This window comes from Streptomyces sp. ICC1 (assembly GCF_003287935.1).
GTDB lineage: Bacteria > Actinomycetota > Actinomycetes > Streptomycetales > Streptomycetaceae > Streptomyces > Streptomyces tritrimontium.
The window spans coordinates 942,560-958,607 of the sequence record NZ_CP030287.1; the positions used below are offsets into that span (position 1 = coordinate 942,560).

17 protein-coding genes and 1 pseudogene are annotated in these 16,048 nt (G+C 71.5%); 9 read left to right on the forward strand and 9 right to left on the reverse strand.

Annotation, left to right across the window (positions count from 1 at the left end):
• Nucleotides 1-33 precede the first annotated feature (33 nt).
• The 4 genes and pseudogenes from DRB96_RS04500 to DRB96_RS04510 all read left to right on the forward strand — a co-directional run bounded on the left by DRB96_RS04500 (nt 34) and on the right by DRB96_RS04510 (nt 2,524).
• Complete coding sequence (locus tag DRB96_RS04500) at nt 34-417, forward strand: hypothetical protein (RefSeq protein ID WP_239516020.1); 384 nt, start codon at nt 34-36, stop codon at nt 415-417.
• Between the two features lie 116 nt (nt 418-533).
• Nucleotides 534-1,340, forward strand: a pseudogene (locus DRB96_RS44250) (serine/threonine-protein kinase); the annotation flags it as partial.
• 111 nt (nt 1,341-1,451) lie between these two features.
• Nucleotides 1,452-1,814: a hypothetical protein gene (locus tag DRB96_RS46210; RefSeq protein ID WP_343234695.1), complete on the forward strand. Its 363-nt coding sequence runs from the start codon at nt 1,452-1,454 to the stop codon at nt 1,812-1,814.
• A gap of 194 nt (nt 1,815-2,008) precedes the next feature.
• The gene (locus tag DRB96_RS04510) at nt 2,009-2,524 is read left to right on the forward strand and encodes a hypothetical protein (protein ID WP_112446925.1); all 516 of its coding nucleotides are present in this window, start codon (nt 2,009-2,011) and stop codon (nt 2,522-2,524) included.
• An 80-nt stretch (nt 2,525-2,604) separates the two neighbouring features.
• Here the strand turns inward: DRB96_RS04510 and argH are convergent, their stop codons facing one another.
• Complete coding sequence (argH, locus tag DRB96_RS04515) at nt 2,605-4,035, reverse strand: argininosuccinate lyase (protein WP_112446927.1); 1,431 nt, start codon at nt 4,033-4,035, stop codon at nt 2,605-2,607.
• An 87-nt stretch (nt 4,036-4,122) separates the two neighbouring features.
• Entirely contained in the window at nt 4,123-5,316 is a 1,194-nt protein-coding gene (locus DRB96_RS04520; RefSeq protein WP_112446929.1) for an argininosuccinate synthase, read from the reverse strand.
• Nucleotides 5,317-5,480: 164 nt separating this feature from the next.
• On the opposite strand from DRB96_RS04520, the gene DRB96_RS04525 reads away from it, so the two are divergent.
• From DRB96_RS04525 to DRB96_RS04535, 3 genes are read left to right on the forward strand one after another with little or no spacing between them, the layout of a single operon-like run.
• Nucleotides 5,481-6,896: a HEAT repeat domain-containing protein gene (locus tag DRB96_RS04525; RefSeq protein ID WP_112446931.1), complete on the forward strand. Its 1,416-nt coding sequence runs from the start codon at nt 5,481-5,483 to the stop codon at nt 6,894-6,896.
• Nucleotides 6,897-6,938: 42 nt separating this feature from the next.
• Complete coding sequence (locus tag DRB96_RS04530; RefSeq protein WP_112446933.1) at nt 6,939-7,520, forward strand: pyridoxamine 5'-phosphate oxidase family protein; 582 nt, start codon at nt 6,939-6,941, stop codon at nt 7,518-7,520.
• A 6-nt stretch (nt 7,521-7,526) separates the two neighbouring features.
• Nucleotides 7,527-8,213 (forward strand): L,D-transpeptidase family protein, encoded by a 687-nt coding sequence (locus DRB96_RS04535; RefSeq protein ID WP_112453207.1) that lies wholly within the window; start codon nt 7,527-7,529, stop codon nt 8,211-8,213.
• 23 nt (nt 8,214-8,236) lie between these two features.
• Here DRB96_RS04535 and DRB96_RS04540 read toward each other — a convergent pair whose 3' ends face one another.
• The 6 genes from DRB96_RS04540 to DRB96_RS04565 all read right to left on the reverse strand — a co-directional run bounded on the left by DRB96_RS04540 (nt 8,237) and on the right by DRB96_RS04565 (nt 13,784).
• On the reverse strand, nt 8,237-8,773 hold the full coding sequence (locus tag DRB96_RS04540; protein WP_112446935.1) for an arginine repressor: 537 nt from the start codon (nt 8,771-8,773) through the stop codon (nt 8,237-8,239).
• Nucleotides 8,774-8,795: 22 nt separating this feature from the next.
• The gene (locus DRB96_RS04545) at nt 8,796-10,010 is read right to left on the reverse strand and encodes an acetylornithine transaminase (RefSeq protein WP_112446937.1); all 1,215 of its coding nucleotides are present in this window, start codon (nt 10,008-10,010) and stop codon (nt 8,796-8,798) included.
• A complete protein-coding gene (gene argB, locus DRB96_RS04550) occupies nt 10,007-10,915 on the reverse strand; it encodes an acetylglutamate kinase (protein WP_112446939.1) in 909 nt (302 codons plus the stop codon). Before argB ends, DRB96_RS04545 begins: the two co-directional genes overlap by 4 nt.
• The gene (argJ, locus tag DRB96_RS04555) at nt 10,912-12,069 is read right to left on the reverse strand and encodes a bifunctional glutamate N-acetyltransferase/amino-acid acetyltransferase ArgJ (RefSeq protein ID WP_112446942.1); all 1,158 of its coding nucleotides are present in this window, start codon (nt 12,067-12,069) and stop codon (nt 10,912-10,914) included. Before argJ ends, argB begins: the two co-directional genes overlap by 4 nt.
• Nucleotides 12,070-12,157: 88 nt before the next feature.
• Nucleotides 12,158-13,198, reverse strand: a complete 1,041-nt coding sequence (gene argC / locus DRB96_RS04560; RefSeq protein WP_112446944.1) for an N-acetyl-gamma-glutamyl-phosphate reductase — start codon at nt 13,196-13,198, stop codon at nt 12,158-12,160.
• A 187-nt stretch (nt 13,199-13,385) separates the two neighbouring features.
• On the reverse strand, nt 13,386-13,784 hold the full coding sequence (locus DRB96_RS04565) for a DUF5997 family protein (RefSeq protein WP_112446946.1): 399 nt from the start codon (nt 13,782-13,784) through the stop codon (nt 13,386-13,388).
• Nucleotides 13,785-13,842: 58 nt separating this feature from the next.
• On the opposite strand from DRB96_RS04565, the gene DRB96_RS04570 reads away from it, so the two are divergent.
• Together DRB96_RS04570 and DRB96_RS04575 are read left to right on the forward strand one after the other, a co-directional pair.
• Entirely contained in the window at nt 13,843-14,640 is a 798-nt protein-coding gene (locus tag DRB96_RS04570; protein WP_112446948.1) for a LysR family substrate-binding domain-containing protein, read from the forward strand.
• Nucleotides 14,641-14,651: 11 nt separating this feature from the next.
• The gene (locus DRB96_RS04575; protein ID WP_112446949.1) at nt 14,652-15,464 is read left to right on the forward strand and encodes a HEAT repeat domain-containing protein; all 813 of its coding nucleotides are present in this window, start codon (nt 14,652-14,654) and stop codon (nt 15,462-15,464) included.
• Between the two features lie 4 nt (nt 15,465-15,468).
• On the opposite strand, the gene DRB96_RS04580 is transcribed toward DRB96_RS04575, so the two are convergent.
• A complete protein-coding gene (locus DRB96_RS04580; RefSeq protein WP_112446951.1) occupies nt 15,469-15,912 on the reverse strand; it encodes a hypothetical protein in 444 nt (147 codons plus the stop codon).
• Nucleotides 15,913-16,048 lie beyond the last annotated feature (136 nt).

Consider the following 16,048-nt stretch of genomic DNA (forward strand, 5'->3'; position numbering starts at 1 on the left):
GAAAGTCGTTTGAGGGCCGCCATGGATCAGCTCATGGCCGGGGACATCCCCGAGGGCCTGCGGTGCGACATCAAGTCCCTCAGCATCCTCGCCGCTGTCCCCCGGGCCACGCTGTACCGCACCTACCCCCACATCAAGGAAGAGTTCGAGAACCGGCTGGGCAGGGTCCGAGAGGTGACTGGCGAGCCCGACCCCCGCCTCGCCCAGATCGACCGTCTCAAAGCCGAGGTAGCCAGCTTGAAGGGGCGACTCTCGCGAATGAAGCAGGAAGCGTCCGAAGCGGCCGAGTTCAAGACACTGGCGCTCTCCCGGCTCGTCGAACAGCACGACGAACTCCAGCGTCTCCGCGCAGCCCTCCAAGACGGTGAGAACGTCCGCACGCTTCCGGCACGGGCGCGCACCCATCACGGGCCATAGGAAGAGCATCGCCTGCATCCTCATCTACTACCGCAGACTCGCCAGTGAGTTGGCCTTCCAGCTCGGGTGGTGCGTCAGGCTGTGAATCGAAGATACTGCTGCCGACGTGCCCTTGCATGACCGAGAGCTCGGGGGAAACGGTGGACGCGCTCCTTGGAGGTGACCCGACCAGCATCGGGCCTTACAAGTTGGTCGGCAGGCTAGGCACTGGCGGTATGGGGTGCGTGTATCTGGGACGGTCACCCAGCGGCCGCCCTGTGGCAGTGAAGGTCGTACGTTCCGAGCTCACGGGAGTACCCGGTTTCCGCCGCCGCTTTCGGCGCGAGATTGAGGCGGCCCGGCGCGTGGGCGGGTTCTGGACGGCAGCTGTAGTCGATGCTGATCCGGACGCTGAGGTGCCTTGGGTGGCCAGCGCATATATCGATGCGCCTGACCTGGGGACTCTGATGGGCAGGGACGGACCGTTAGCGGAGCCGCAGGTCCGGAGGCTGGGAGCAGGGCTTGCAGAGGCACTCGTGGACATCCACGGCGTCGGTCTCGTGCATAGGGACCTGAAACCGTCCAACATTCTTATGACCGATGAGGGGCCGCGAGTCCTCGACTTCGGCATCGCAAAGGCGCTTGATGGTGGCACTGCGCTGACGAGCACAGGCAGCGTGGTCGGGACCCCCGCGTTCATGTCACCCGAGCAGGCCGTGGGGGCCACGGTAGACACAGCGAGCGACATCTTCTCCCTGGGGTCAGTTCTGGCTTACGCAGCAACCGGTCGCGGTCCCTTTGGCTTCGATGGCTCAGCCCACGCCCTGCTGTACCGAGTTGTCCATGAGGAGCCTGACCTTGTCGGGACATCAGTAGCTCTCTCCCGACTCCTAACGGACTGCCTGGATAAACGCCCCGCAGATCGCCCCACTGCACAGCAGCTCCTCGAACTGCTGACCACGCCCGCGCTGACCGAGGTACAGCTGCCAGCCGGCCGTACGGGGATCCGTACTGCCATGGATCTGCCCATCTGGCAGCAAGACACCCATACTTCGATGCAAACATCGTCTGCCGAAGACAAGGCAGTCGGTAGAGAGCGGGAAGACGCCGGCACCCCGAGCAGCGAAAAGCGACCGTCCGTCAACTGGTGGTCTCTCGGCCCTTCTTTCCAGCCGCCAGAAACGGACGGCGACCCTGATGGCCAAGAACTTCGGTTCTTGGGCAGGGCTCCCTCGCCGCGCGTGCCAGCCGTGTCAAGCACTGTGGACATCGGCGACCGAGTCAAGCACAAAATCTTTGGCATCGGAACGGTGGTCGGTGTGAGTGGAACCGGAGCGGAGACCCAAGCAGTCGTCGACTTCGACAGACGTGGCCGGAAGAGGCTCCTGCTGAGCTTCGCGCCGATGTGGGTCCTGTAGCTACCACTGGATAGACCACTGTGCGAAGCGCCTTTTCCTCGACCGCGCCGTTAGCTCCGACAGGATCTCGCGTGAGCGACGACAACTTCCCGTAGGCCGGCGGCGTCCAGGTATCTGGTTCAGGCCCGTTCGTGCCATAGCGGTCTGGGACGTCTCTTGCCCATGCACTCAGCGTCCGCGGGAATTGGCCGGACGTGTCTCATGCCTGCATAAGCCCGCTGAACCCCTACGCGGCCAAGCCCCAGCGCCGCCCGGAGGGGTACGCCACCCACCGGATGCGCCCGACGGGCTGGACGGAGGCGGAGCGCGCGAAGCCCCTGCGGGTCTGGCTGAATCCGGACCACGGGACGGAGCTGCTCGCGCTCACGGACGCGTACGAGCTCGTCTGGGCCACGACGTGGAAGGACGAGGCGAACGGCTGGATAGGCCCGCACCTGGGCCTGCCCCGGCTCCCGTTCATCGACTGGCCGACGATGCACGGCCGGGCGCCGGAGGGCACCTTCTGGAAGACGCAGTACGTCCTGGAGTACGCGGCAGGGCGGCCCTTCGCCTGGATCGACGACGACATCACGGACGCGGACCGCGCGTACGCGGACCGGCACCACCCCGCGGACACCCTGCTGCTGCGCATCGACGAGCGGATCGGCCTGGTCCGGGCGGACTTCGAAGCCCTCACGGACTGGACGGGGACGGGGACGATTGGCAACTGACCGTCATTCGATGACCGCCCCCGGACATGCCGGAGGGGCGGTCGGGCCCGAAGGCTCCGGCCGCCCCTCCGGTCACCGCACTAGTTCTTGTGCGCCGCCCAGGCGTGCTGGATGACCAGGTCCGCCTTCAGCTCGGTGAGCTGGATCGCGACGGCCGACGGGGCGGTGCCGCCCCGGCCGTTGCGGGAGGCCAGCGCGCCCTTCACGTTGAGGACCGTGCGGACCTCCGGCGTCAGGTGCTCGGAGATCTTCGCGAACTGCTCGTCCGTGAGCTCGTCGAGCTCGATCCCGAGCGCCTCGCACTCCTTGACGCACCCGCCGGCCACCTCGTGCGCGACCCGGAAGGGCACGCCCTGCTTGACCAGCCACTCCGCGATGTCGGTGGCGAGCGAGAAGCCCGCCGGCGCCAGCTCCTCCATCCGCTCCCGGTTGACCGTGAGGGTGGCCATCATCCCGGTGAAGGCGGGCAGCAGGACTTCCAGGGTGTCGCAGGAGTCGAAGACCGGCTCCTTGTCCTCCTGGAGGTCGCGGTTGTAGGCCAGCGGCAGCGCCTTCAGGGTGGCGAGCAGGCCGGTCAGGTTGCCGATGAGGCGGCCCGACTTGCCGCGCGCCAGCTCGGCGATGTCCGGGTTCTTCTTCTGCGGCATGATCGACGACCCGGTCGAGAAGGCGTCGTGCAGGGTCACGAAGGAGAACTCCTTCGTGTTCCAGATGATGATCTCCTCCGCGATCCGGGACAGGTTGATCCCGATCATCGCGGTGACGAAGGCGAACTCGGCGACGAAGTCCCGCGAGGCCGTGCCGTCGATGGAGTTGCCGACCGAGCCGCGCTCGAAGCCCAGGTCGGCGGCGACCTGCTCCGGGTCCAGACCCAGCGAGGAACCGGCCAGGGCCCCCGAGCCGTACGGGGAGACCGCGGTCCGGGTGTCCCACTGGCGCAGCCGCTCCGCGTCCCGGGACAGGGCCTGCACGTGGGCCAGTACGTGGTGGGCGAAGAGCACCGGCTGCGCGTGCTGCAGGTGGGTGCGGCCCGGCATGGCCACCTCGGCGTGCGCCTCGGCCAGGCCGACCAGCGCGTCCTGGAGCTCGGCGACCAGGCCGCCGATGATCCTGGCGTGGTCGCGCAGGTACATCCGGAAGAGGGTGGCGATCTGGTCGTTGCGCGACCGGCCGGCGCGCAGCTTGCCGCCGAGGTCGGCGCCGAGCCGTTCCAGCAGGCCCCGCTCCAGGGCGGTGTGGACGTCCTCGTCGGCGATGGTGCCGGTGAAGGAGCCGTCCGCCACGTCGACCGCGAGCTGATCCAGGCCCGCGATCATGCGGCCGAGCTCGTCGGCCGTGAGCAGGCCCGCCTTGGCGAGCGCGCGGGCGTGGGCCTTGGAGCCCGCGATGTCGTACGGGGCCAGGCGCCAGTCGAAGTGGACCGACGCGGAGAGCTTCGCGAGGGCCTCGGCGGGACCGTCGGCGAACCGGGCGCCCCAGAGCCGGACGTCACCACCGTTGTTGCTGCTCACAGCTACTGCTCCTCAAATAAGGCTTTGGATGTGCAACCGCCTCCCCGTCGCGGAGGTAACGGGGAGACGGTGGGTGCCGCGTTCGGATCAGGCGAGGTCGCGGCGGGCGGCGATCTTCGAGGACAGGCCGAAGATCTCGATGAATCCCTGGGCCTTCGACTGGTCGAAGGTGTCGCCCGAGTCGTAGGTCGCGAGGTTGAAGTCGTACAGCGACTCGTCGGACTTGCGGCCGGTGACGACGGCGCGGCCGCCGTGGAGGGTCATCCGGATGTCGCCGCTGACGTGCTGGTTGGCCTCGTTGACGAAACCGTCCAGCGCCCGCTTGAGCGGGGAGAACCACAGGCCGTCGTAGACCATCTCGCCCCAGCGCTGCTCGACCTGCCGCTTGTAGCGGGCCAGCTCGCGCTCGACGGTGACGTTCTCGAGCTCCTGATGGGCGGTGATCAGGGCGATCGCGCCGGGAGCCTCGTACACCTCGCGGGATTTGATGCCGACGAGGCGGTCCTCGACGATGTCGATCCGGCCGACTCCCTGGGCGCCGGCGCGGGCGTTGAGCTGCTGGATGGCCTGGAGCACGGTGACGGGCTTGCCGTCGATGGCAACCGGGACGCCCTCCTTGAAGGAGATGACGACCTCGTCGGCCTCGCGGGGCAGCGCCGGGTTCGCGGTGTACTCGTAGATGTCCTCGATCGGCGCGTTCCAGATGTCCTCCAGGAACCCCGTCTCGACGGCGCGTCCGAAGACGTTCTGGTCGATGGAGTACGGGGACTTCTTGGTGGTGGCGATCGGCAGGTCGGCCTTCTCGGCGAAGGCGATGGCCTTGTCGCGGGTCATCGCGTAGTCGCGGACCGGGGCGATGCACTTGAGGTCGGGGCCGAGTGCGGCGATGCCGGCCTCGAAGCGGACCTGGTCGTTGCCCTTGCCGGTGCAGCCGTGGGCGACGACCGATGCGCCGTGCTTGCGGGCGGCGGCGACGAGGTGCTTGACGATGGCCGGCCGCGACAGGGCGGAGACCAGCGGGTAGCGGTCCATGTAGAGGGCGTTCGCCTTGATCGCCGGAAGGCAGTACTCGTCGGCGAACTCGTCCTTGGCGTCCGCGACCTCGGCCTCGACCGCGCCGCAGGCGAGCGCCCGCTTGCGGATGACGTCCAGGTCCTCGCCGCCCTGGCCGACGTCCACCGCGACGGCGATGACCTCGGCGCCCGTCTCCTCGGCGATCCAGCCGATGGCGACGGAGGTGTCCAGACCGCCTGAATAGGCGAGTACGACGCGCTCGGCCACGGGGTTCCTCCTCACAGGGTGCATCCAACAGGCATAACTATGCAGTACTCCGTATGTTTCGTCAATCGACCTCCGCCGCAATGCCCTGACCTGCCCGAATATCAGGGGCGAGGAGACCGGCACCCGCATAGGCTCGGTGATCCGCACACCACCAGGGAGGGCCCATGAGCACCGGACGGCCGCACGACACGCAGGAGGGGCACGCGGCGGCGGACGCGCTGCTGCGCGACGAGGCCGTCCCGCGACCGCTGCTCCCCGGGGCCGGGCCCGACGCGTGGCTGGCCTTCGAGCAGCGGATCCGGCACGCGGGCCGGATGCCGCTGCTGCCCGACCCCGAGGTACGGCTCTGCCACCCCTCCGGATACGTCCGCGAGGAAGCGCTCGGCGAGGCGGCCCTCGGCGGGGCTCCGGCGCCGCCGGAGCTCATCGCGATCCGGACCGCCGACTGGGTGTGGCCCGTGCGCGAACGCGCCCGGCGGCTGCTGGACCGGGCGCTGGCCGCCGACCCCGTGGGCACGCTGACCGCGCTGACCCCACTCGTCCTGCGGCTCGGCCGGCGCGAGCAGGGCGCCTGGGTGCTGAAGCGGTTCGAGACCGCGCTGCGCACGGAACCCGGCTCGGCTTCCGTCGTCCTCGCCGCCCACACCGCACTGCACGACAGCGCCGACCCGCCGACCCGCCGGTTCGCCGCACGGCTGACCGTCGCCGCCGGGGGGACCGGCGTACGGGAGCTCGCGCGGCGGGCCGCCGGTGAGCCCGACCCGGCCACGGCGAGGCTGTGGACCGACGCCGCACTGCGGGCGCTGGCCACCGACGGGCCGGACCACGAGGCGATCGACACCCTGCTCGACGGACACGGCCCGATGGTCCGGGCCGCCGGGGTCACCGCCCTGCGCGGCGCCGGGCGGGCCGGGGAGGCCGGGCGGCACCTCACCGACCGCTCCGGACTCGTACGGGCCTGCGCGCGCTGGCTCGTTTCCCAGGGCGGCGGGGACCCGTCCGCTCGCTACCTCGCGCTGGTCACGGCTCCCGGGCCGCTCTCCCCGTACGCGGTGACCGGCTTCTCCGAGTGCGCGAAGCGGGCGGACACCCCGCTGCTGCGCTCCCTGCTCGACCACCCCCACGGCGCGGTGCGGGCCGCCGCCGTGGCCGGGCTGCGCCGACTCGACGACGCCACCGACGACACGCTCCTGCTCCCCCTGCTGGACGACCCGTCGGCATCGGTGGCCCGCGAGGCCGCGCTGAGCCTGCTCCCGGTGGCGCGGCGGCTGGACCACGGCCACCTCAGCGAGCGCCTCGGGCACGAACGGCCCCCGCACGTGCGGCGGTCCGCCTTCCGGCTGCTGCGCGCGCGGGACGGGATCGACGGACTGCGGGCCGCGGTGACCGTGGCGACGGACCCCGACCCGGCGCTGCGCACCATGGCCCGGGCGGTCGTCGTCGGCTGGAACTGGCAGGCCACGCTGCGCCTGGGGGACGCGGACCTGCCCGAACTGGCCGGCCTGCTCGAGCGGTCCGCGCACCTGTTCGGCGACCACGAGCTGGGGGTGCGCCGGTCCCGCCTCGGGCTCACCGACTGAGCCCCTCCGGGTGGACCAGGGACCTGGGGCGATAATCCTGTCATGGGAAAGCTCTACGAACGCATAGACGGCCGACTTCGCACGTTCATCGAGGAGCAGCCGATCTTCTTCACCGCCACCGCCCCGCTGGCCGGTGACGGCCACGTCAACCTCTCCCCCAAGGGCCGCGCCGGGACCCTCGTCGTCATCGACGAAACGACCCTCGCCTATCTGGACTTCGGCGGCAGCGGCGCCGAGACCATCGCCCACGTCCGCGAGAACGGCCGCATCACGCTGATGTGGTGCGCGTTCAGCGGGCCGCCGAACATCGTGCGCATCCACGGGGACGGCGAGGCGGTCTTCCGCGACGACCCGCGCTGGGACGGGCTCGTCGAGCTGTTCGGGGAGGCCGACGGGCCCGCCGCGCGGGCGGTCATCGTCGTCAAGGCCACGCGGATCGCCGACGTGTGCGGCTACGCCATCCCCTTCATGGAGTACCAGGGCGAGCGCACCCTCCACGCGGAGTACTTCGGCCGCAAGACGGACGAGGAGTTCAACGCGTACTGCGAGAAGAAGGAGTTCATCGGGGTGAGCGTCGACGGCCTGCCTGCGCTGCCGCTGCCCCTTCCGCCCCGTACCGTCTGACATGTGCTGCGTACCGCTGTCGCCCTCGCCTCACTGATCGTCACCAGCCTGCTGCCCCAAGGCGATCCGCCGCTGCCCGCCCGTCTCGCCGACACCGGCGGCGGCAGCCAGCTGATCACCGCGGTCGCCCCCGCCCCCGGGTCCACGACGGGCCGCCTGACGTGGTGGGACCTGCGGGCGGGGCGCTGGTACGAGGCCGGCGGCGCGCCCGCCCGCTTCGGCGCGAACGGCCTGACCGCGGGCGGGTCCCGGGTCCAGGGCACGAACACCACGCCGGCGGGCCTGTACGCGCTCCCCTACGCCTTCGGCATCGCGCACGCCCCGGCCGGGACGGAGTACGGCTACCGGCGGGTGACTCCCGCCTCCTGGTGGTGCCAGGACAACGCCTCGGGCAGCTACAACCGCTGGGTGGAGCCGCTGCCCGCGGACTGCGCGCCGGGCGAGGCCGAGCACCTGGTCTCGTACACGAAGCAGTACGCGCACGCGCTGGTCATCGCCTTCAACTACGACCGCCCCGTACGGGGCCGGGGCGCGGGCATCTTCCTGCACGTCGACGGCAAGGGCGCGACGGCCGGCTGCGTCTCGGTCCCCGAGGGGGCCATGCGCGCGATCCTGCGCTGGGCGAACCCGCGCCGCCACCCGCACATCGCGATCGGCACGGAGTCGGGCGCACTGGCGGTCACCCGGTACTGATCCGCGCGGGCGGGCCGCCGGGCTCAGCTCTCCTTCTGGGCCAGCCTCAGCAGGTGGTCGGCCAGGGCCTGGCCGCCCGCGGGGTCGCGGCTGATCAGCATCAGGGTGTCGTCGCCCGCGATCGTGCCGAGGATCGCCTGGAGCTCGGCCTGGTCGATCGCCGAGGCGAGGAACTGGGCCGCACCGGGCGGGGTGCGCAGGACCACGAGGTTCGCGGAGGCCTCCGCCGAGATCAGCAGTTCGCCGGAGAGGCGCCGCATGCGCTCCTCCTTCGCCGACTCGCCGAGCGGCGCCTGCGGGGTGCGGAAGCCGCCCTCGCTGGGCACCGCGTAGATCAGCTCGCCGCCGGTGTTGCGGATCTTCACCGCGCCGAGCTCGTCGAGGTCGCGGCTGAGCGTCGCCTGGGTGACGCTCAGCCCGTCGTCGGCGAGCAGCTTGGCCAGCTGGCTCTGGGAGCGGACCGGCTGCCGGTTGAGGATGTCCACGATCCGGCGGTGGCGGGCGGTGCGGGTCTGCGGAACGGACTGGCTGTTCTGCTCGTGTTCCTGCGCCTGACTCATCGTCGTCCCATTCCCCGGTTCATCATCCGTCCACGTCCGCGGCGGACTTCGCCGCGTCCAGCACGCCGGGCAGGGCCCGCAGGAACGCGTCCACCTCGGCCTCGGACAGTACGAACGGCGGCATCAGCCGTACGACGTCGGGGGCGGGCGCGTTGACCAGGAAGCCGGCGTCCTGAGCCGCGCGCTGCACCTGCGGCGCGAGCGGCTCGGTCAGCACGATACCCAGCAGGAGGCCGGCGCCGCGGACGTGGGAGACGAGAGGGTGTGCGGATCCTTCGATTCCGCCGCGCAGCCGCTCGCCCCGCTCCTTGACCCGGTCGAGGAGGCCTTCGGCGGCGATGGTCTCGATGACGGCGAGGCCTGCGGCACACGCGACGGGGTTGCCCCCGAAGGTGGTGCCGTGCTGGCCCGGCTGGAGCAGGTCGGCCACGGGGCCGAAGGCGGCCACGGCGCCGATCGGCAGACCGCCGCCGAGGCCCTTCGCGAGTGTGACGAGATCGGGCTCGACACTTTCGTGGGCCTGGTGTTCGAACCACTGGCCGCAGCGTCCGATGCCGGTCTGCACCTCGTCGAGGACGAGCAGGGTGCCGGTGGCCCGGGTGATCTCGCGGGCGGCCGTCAGATAGCCGGCCGGCGGCACGACGACGCCGTTCTCGCCCTGGATCGGCTCGATGACCACGAGCGCGGTCTCTTCGGTGACGGCGGCCCGCAGGGCCTCCACGTCGCCGTACGGGACGTGGGTGACGTCTCCGGGCAGGGGCAGGAAGGGGGCTTGCTTCTTGGGCTGGCCGGTGAGCGCGAGGGCGCCCATGGTGCGGCCGTGGAAGCCGCCGTCGGTGGCGACCATGTGGGTCCGCCCGGTCAGCCGGCCGATCTTGAAGGCGGCTTCGACGGCCTCGGCACCGGAGTTGCAGAAGAAAATCTTGCCGGTGCGCCCGAAGAGCTGGAGCAGCCGTTCGCCGAGCGCGAGGACCGGCTCGGAGGCGTAGAGGTTGGAGACGTGGCCGAGGGTGGAGACCTGGGCCGTGACGGCCTCGACGATCGCCGGGTGGGCGTGGCCGAGGGCGTTGACCGCGATGCCGCCGACGAAGTCGGTGTACTGCTTGCCGTCCGCGTCCCAGACCTGTGCGCCCTCACCGCGTACGAGGGCCAGCGCGGGGGTGCCGTAGTTGTTGGTCAGCGCGCCCTGCCAGCGGGCGGCGAAGTGCTGGTTGCTGGTGGCCTGGTTTCCGGTCATGCGGGTTCCCCTCCCTGTGCGTCGGGCACGACCATCGTGCCGATTCCCTCGTCGGTGAAGATCTCGAGCAGGATCGAGTGCTGGACCCGGCCGTCGATCACTCGGGCGGTGGTCACCCCGTTGCGGACGGCGTGCAGGCAGCCCTCCATCTTCGGGACCATGCCGCTGGACAGCTCGGGCAGCAGCTTCTCCAGCTGGCTGACGGTGAGCCGGCTGATGACCTCGTCGCTGTTCGGCCAGTCCGCGTACAGCCCCTCCACGTCGGTGAGGACCATCAGCGTCTCGGCGCCGAGCGCCGCCGCGAGGGCCGCGGCCGCCGTGTCGGCGTTCACGTTGTAGACGTGGTGGTCGTCGGCGCTGCGCGCGATGGAGGAGATGACCGGGATCCGGCCGTCCGCCAGCAGGGCCTCGATCGCGCCCGTGTCGATGGCGGTGATCTCGCCGACCCGCCCGATGTCGACGCTCTCGCCGTCGATCTCGGGGGTGTGCTTGGTGGCGGTGATGGTGTGGGCGTCCTCGCCGGTCATGCCGACGGCGAGCGGCCCGTGCTGGTTGAGCAGCCCGACCAGCTCGCGCTGGACCTGCCCGGCCAGCACCATGCGCACGACGTCCATCGCCTCCGGCGTGGTGACCCGCAGGCCCGCCTTGAACTCGCTGACCAGGCCCTGCTTGTCCAGCTGGGCGTTGATCTGCGGACCGCCGCCGTGCACGACGACGGGCTTGAGGCCGGCCTGGCGCAGGAAGACGACGTCCTGGGCGAAGGCCGCCTTCAGGTCCTCGTCGATCATGGCGTTCCCGCCGAACTTGATGACGACGACCTTGCCGTTGTGGCGGGTCAGCCAGGGCAGGGCCTCGATGAGGATCTCGGCCTTGGGCAGCGCGGTGTGCCTGCGTGCGGTACTCATGAGGAGTACGCGCTGTTCTCGTGGACGTACTCGGCGGTCAGGTCGTTGGCCCAGATGACCGCGGACTCGGACCCGGTGGCCAGGTCGGCGGTGATGCGGACCTCGCGGTCCTTCATCGAGACCAGGTCGCGGTCCTCGCCGACGGAGCCGTTCTTGCAGACCCAGACGCCGTTGATGGCCACGTTCAGCCGGTCCGGGTCGAAGGCCGCCTTCGTGGTGCCGATCGCGGACAGGACGCGGCCCCAGTTCGGGTCCTCGCCGTGGATGGCGCACTTGAGCAGGTTGTTGCGGGCGATGGACCGGCCGACCTCGACCGCGTCGTCCTCGGTGGCCGCGCCGACGACCTCGATGCGGATGTCCTTGCTGGCGCCCTCGGCGTCGCCGATCAGCTGGCGGGCCAGGTCGTCGCAGACCGTGCGCACGGCTTCCGCGAACTCCTCGTACGCCGGCACCCGGCCGGACGCGCCCGAGGCGAGCAGCAGCACCGTGTCGTTGGTGGACATGCAGCCGTCGGAGTCGACCCGGTCGAAGGTGGTGCGGGTCGCGGAGCGCAGCGCCTTGTCGAGGGTGGCGCTGTCCAGGTCGGCGTCGGTGGTGAGGACGACGAGCATGGTGGCCAGGCCGGGGGCGAGCATGCCCGCGCCCTTGGCCATGCCGCCGACGGTCCAGCCGTCCTTGGTCGCCACGGCCGTCTTGTGCACGGTGTCCGTGGTCTTGATGGCGATGGCGGCGGCCTCGCCGCCGTCGGCGGAGAGCGCGGCGACCGCGGTCCCGATGCCGGGCAGCAGCTTGTCCATGGGCAGCAGGACGCCGATCAGGCCGGTGGACGCGACGGCGACCTCGCCGGCGTTGACCTCTCCGCCGAGGGCCTCGGCGACCTTCTCGGCGGTGGCGTGGGTGTCCTGGAAGCCCCTGGGTCCGGTGCACGCGTTGGCGCCGCCGGAGTTGAGGACCACCGCGCTGACGGCGGCGCCCCGCAGGACCTGCTCGGACCAGTGGACCGGAGCGGCCTTGACGCGGTTGGAGGTGAAGACGCCCGCGGCGGCCAGACGCGGCCCGTTGTTGACCACGAGGGCCAGGTCCGGATTGCCGTTTGCCTTGATCCCGGCGGCGATGCCTGCCGCCGTGAACCCCTGTGCTGCCGTGACGCTCACTGCATCTCCTCGTTCGCTTCTCCGCCCGCGCAGCGCGCCCGTGCGGCCGTCGTCCTCGTCCGCAGCCCGGTGGCTGCCCGTTCGTCGCTCACGGAGCGACTCCGATCGTGGAAAGACCCAGTGCCTCGGGGAGCCCGAGGGCGATGTTCATGCTCTGCACCGCGCCGCCGGCGGTGCCCTTGGTGAGGTTGTCGATGGCGCTGATCGCGATGATCCGCTGTGCCGCCCCGTCGTACGCGACCTGCACCTGAACGGCGTTGGAACCGTAGACGGACGCCGTCGCCGGCCACTGGCCCTCGGGCAGCAGGTGCACGAAGGGCTCGTCCGCGTAGGCTTTCTCGTACGCGGCGCGGACCGCGTCGGCGGTGGTGCCGGGCAGCGCCTTGGCGGAGCACGTGGCGAGGATGCCGCGGGGCATGGGCGCCAGCGTCGGCGTGAAGGACACCGAGACCCGGGTACCGGCGACGGGGCTGAGGTTCTGCACCATCTCGGGGGTGTGGCGGTGGCCGCCGCCGACCCCGTACGGGCTCATGGAGCCCATGACCTCGGAGCCCAGCAGGTTCGGCTTGAGGGCCTTGCCGGCGCCGGAGGTGCCGGAGGCGGCGACGATCACCGCCTCGGGCTCGGCGAGCTGCGCGGCGTAGGCCGGGAAGAGCGCGAGGGAGACGGCGGTCGGGTAGCACCCGGGCACGGCGATGCGCTTGGAGCCGGCCAGCGCGGCGCGGGCTCCGGGCAGCTCGGGCAGGCCGTAGGGCCAGGTGCCGGCGTGCGGGGCGCCGTAGAACTCGTCCCAGTCGGCGGAGTCCCGGAGCCGGTGGTCCGCGCCCATGTCGACGACGAGGACGTCCTCGCCGAGCCGGGCCGCGACGGCGGCGGACTGCCCGTGCGGCAGGGCCAGGAAGACGACGTCATGCCGACGGCCCTGACCGGCGAGCACCTCGGGCGTGGTCGCCTCCAGGGTGCGTCCGGCGAGCGGCACCAGGTGCGGCTGGAGCGAGCCGAGCAGCTGCCCGGCGTTGGAGTTCCCGGTCAGCGCGCCGATCTCGACCTCGGGGTGGGACAGCAGCAGGCGCAGCACTTCCCCGCCCGCGTATCCGCTCGCACCGGCCACCGCTACACGTACCACCATCGGAAACCCTCCTCCTCGATGGCATGACTATACGTACCTACGCACGTTTATGCAAAGAGGCCCGGAGGGCCCGGAAACAGGACAACGCCCGCCGGCTCGCGGCCCCGGCGGTACGGGGACTGCGGGTGATCCGGTCGGGCGTCGAAGGGCGGGGCCCCGGGGTGGTCCGGGCAGCGGGCCTGGAAGGTCAGGAGCGCGCCCGCTTCTCGGCCTTCTCGGCCTGCATCTGCTTGATGCGGACGGTCTCCTTGCGGACCTCGGCCTGGGTGGAGCGCTCCTTGACGAGCCACTCGGGCATGTCCTGCTTCAGGGCCTCGATCTGCTCGGTCGTGAGCGCGTCGGCGATGCCGCCGCGCGCCAGGCCGGCGATGGAGATGCCGAGCTTCGCCGCGACCACCGGACGGGGGTGCGGGCCGTTGCTCCGCAGGTCCTGCAGCCACTGGGGCGGCTCGGCCTGGAGGGCGGCCAGCTCGGTGCGCGAGACGACACCCTCCTGGAACTCGGCGGGGGTGGCCTCGAGGTACACACCCAGCTTCTTCGCCGCGGTCGCGGGCTTCATGGTCTGGGCGCTCTGGTGCGACGTCATGGGGTCAAGGGTATCGAGCGTGTGCACCACCTCCGACCACGGCCGGTAATCTGGCCGGGTGACAGACTCCGTGGCGCCCCCGTCGTTCCAGCTCGCTTACGTCCCCGGGGTGACTCCCACCAAGTGGGTGCGGATCTGGAAGGAACGCCTGCCCGACGTCCCGCTGACCCTCGTGCCGGTCACCCCCGCCGAGGCTCCGGCCCTGCTGCGCGCCAAGGGCGCCGACGCCGGTTTCGTGCGGCTGCCGATCGACCGGACGGACCTCAGCGCGATCCCGCTGTACACGGAGACCACGGTCGTGGTGATCCCGAAGGACCACGTCGCGGCGGCGGCCGAGGAGCTGTCCCTCGCGGACCTCGCGGACGAGATCGTGCTCCACCCGCTCGACGACACCCTCGACTGGGAGCAGCTGCCGGGCAAGCCCGCGCGGGAGCGGCCCGAGACGACGGCCGACGCGATCGAGCTGGTGGCGGCGGGCATCGGAGTCCTCGCGGTCCCGCAGTCGCTCGCGCGCCTGCACCACCGCAAGGACCTCACCTACCGGACGCTCCTGGACGCGCCGGAGTCGCGCGTCGCACTGTCCTGGCCCGAGGCGGAGGACACCCCCGAGCTGGTCGAGGAGTTCATCGGCATCGTGCGCGGCCGGACCGTCAACAGCTCGCGCGGCCGCGGGCGCACCCAGCCCGAGCCCGAGCAGAAGAAGGACAAGGACAAGGCCAAGGCGAAGCCGCAGCGCCAGCCGGCCCCCCGCGGGGGCGGCAAGCCGGCCGCCAAGAACCCGCGGGCGGGCGGCCCCAAGAGCGGCAAGGCCGTGGCCAAGTCCACCGGCAAGCGCGGCAAGCCCCGCGGCCGCTGATCCCGGTCGCCGTGGAGCGTGCGGACGCCGGGATCGGGGCCCTCGTGCGGCTGCTGGACTCGGACACGGGCGAAGAGGCCGAGGACGCCCAGCACGCGCTGATCCGCCTCGGTCCGCGCGTCCTTGACCAGGTGATCGCGGCCGTGCCGGGCCTGGGCGCCTTCGGGCAGCTCTGCGCCGTCGACGTCTTCAACGCGCTGAAGGACCCCCGGCCGGGCGAGGTCCTGACCGGCCTGCTGGACAGCACGGACTCCACCGTCCGGCAGTGGGCCGCCGAGTCCCTCGGCGAGCTCGGGATCCGGGCGGCCGTGCCGCGCCTGCTGGCCCTGTACGCGTCCCTCCTCGGCACCGGGGTCGATCCCTTGGAGTGCGAGGGCGAGGCGGTGCGCTGGGCGCTCACCGAGCTCGGCGGCCGCCGGGAGGTGCTGCCGCCCCGCGCCGGCGCCCTGGCCCGACGGTACGAGGCCTTGCAGGGCGGCCGGGCCTGGCCGGTGGCCGACCTGGCCGAGGCGGTCTCGGACCTGGCCGGTCACGGTCAGGCGGTGTACGGCTTCGGCCTCTTGCGGATCGGAGCCGAGCGGCGGGCCTCCCACGCGGGCGGGGGCATCGACTGGGCGTCCGAGGTCGACTGGGGCGCGCCGTGGCCCGAGCTCGTGGCGGCCTGCCGCGAGTGGGCCCTGCTGGCCGCCGAGGCCGCCGGCCCCGGGCCCGGGTCCGGCTCCGCGCCCGGCTCCGCGCCCGGCTCCGCGCCCGGCTCCGCGCCCGGCTCCGGACTCGTCGCGCGGATCGACTGGGTCGACGCCTCGGACGTGCGCGCTCCGTAGGAACTCATCGGGCGAGGACCACCACGACGCACCCGTGGATCAGCGCCGACACCGCGATCAGCAGGCACGCGACACCCGTCGCGAACGATGCGCCGATCCGGTGGCGGGTGGGGTCCGCGAAGACGGCGAGCGGCAGGACCAGGGCCGGGAACAGGAAGATGAAGAACCCGTCGTAGAAGCCGAAGAAGGCGGTCGGCAGGAGCAGGCACCCGGCGATCGCGCAGGCCGCCCCGAAGGCCGCCCGGTGGCCCCGGAAGGCCAGCGGGGCGGCGGCCAGCAGGGCGGCGGCGAAGAAGGCGAGGGCCGGCAGGCCGTGCGCGAGCATCAGCAGCCCGGGCACCGGCGGCAGCGCGCACGCGGCCGCCGCGATCTTGGTCTGCCACGCATGGGCCGCCCCTGCCGTCCGAACCCCTGCCGTCCGAACCTCCGCCGCCTCGACGTGCGCCATGACCGTTCCCCCGAACCCGAAGCCATATTGAACGCGTTCAACATAGCGGCATTCGCACTCACGAGCGGCGCCCGGGGGTCATTGCGTCCGTCACACACCCATCCCTATAGTCACTTCGTATTCATTTCGTCACACT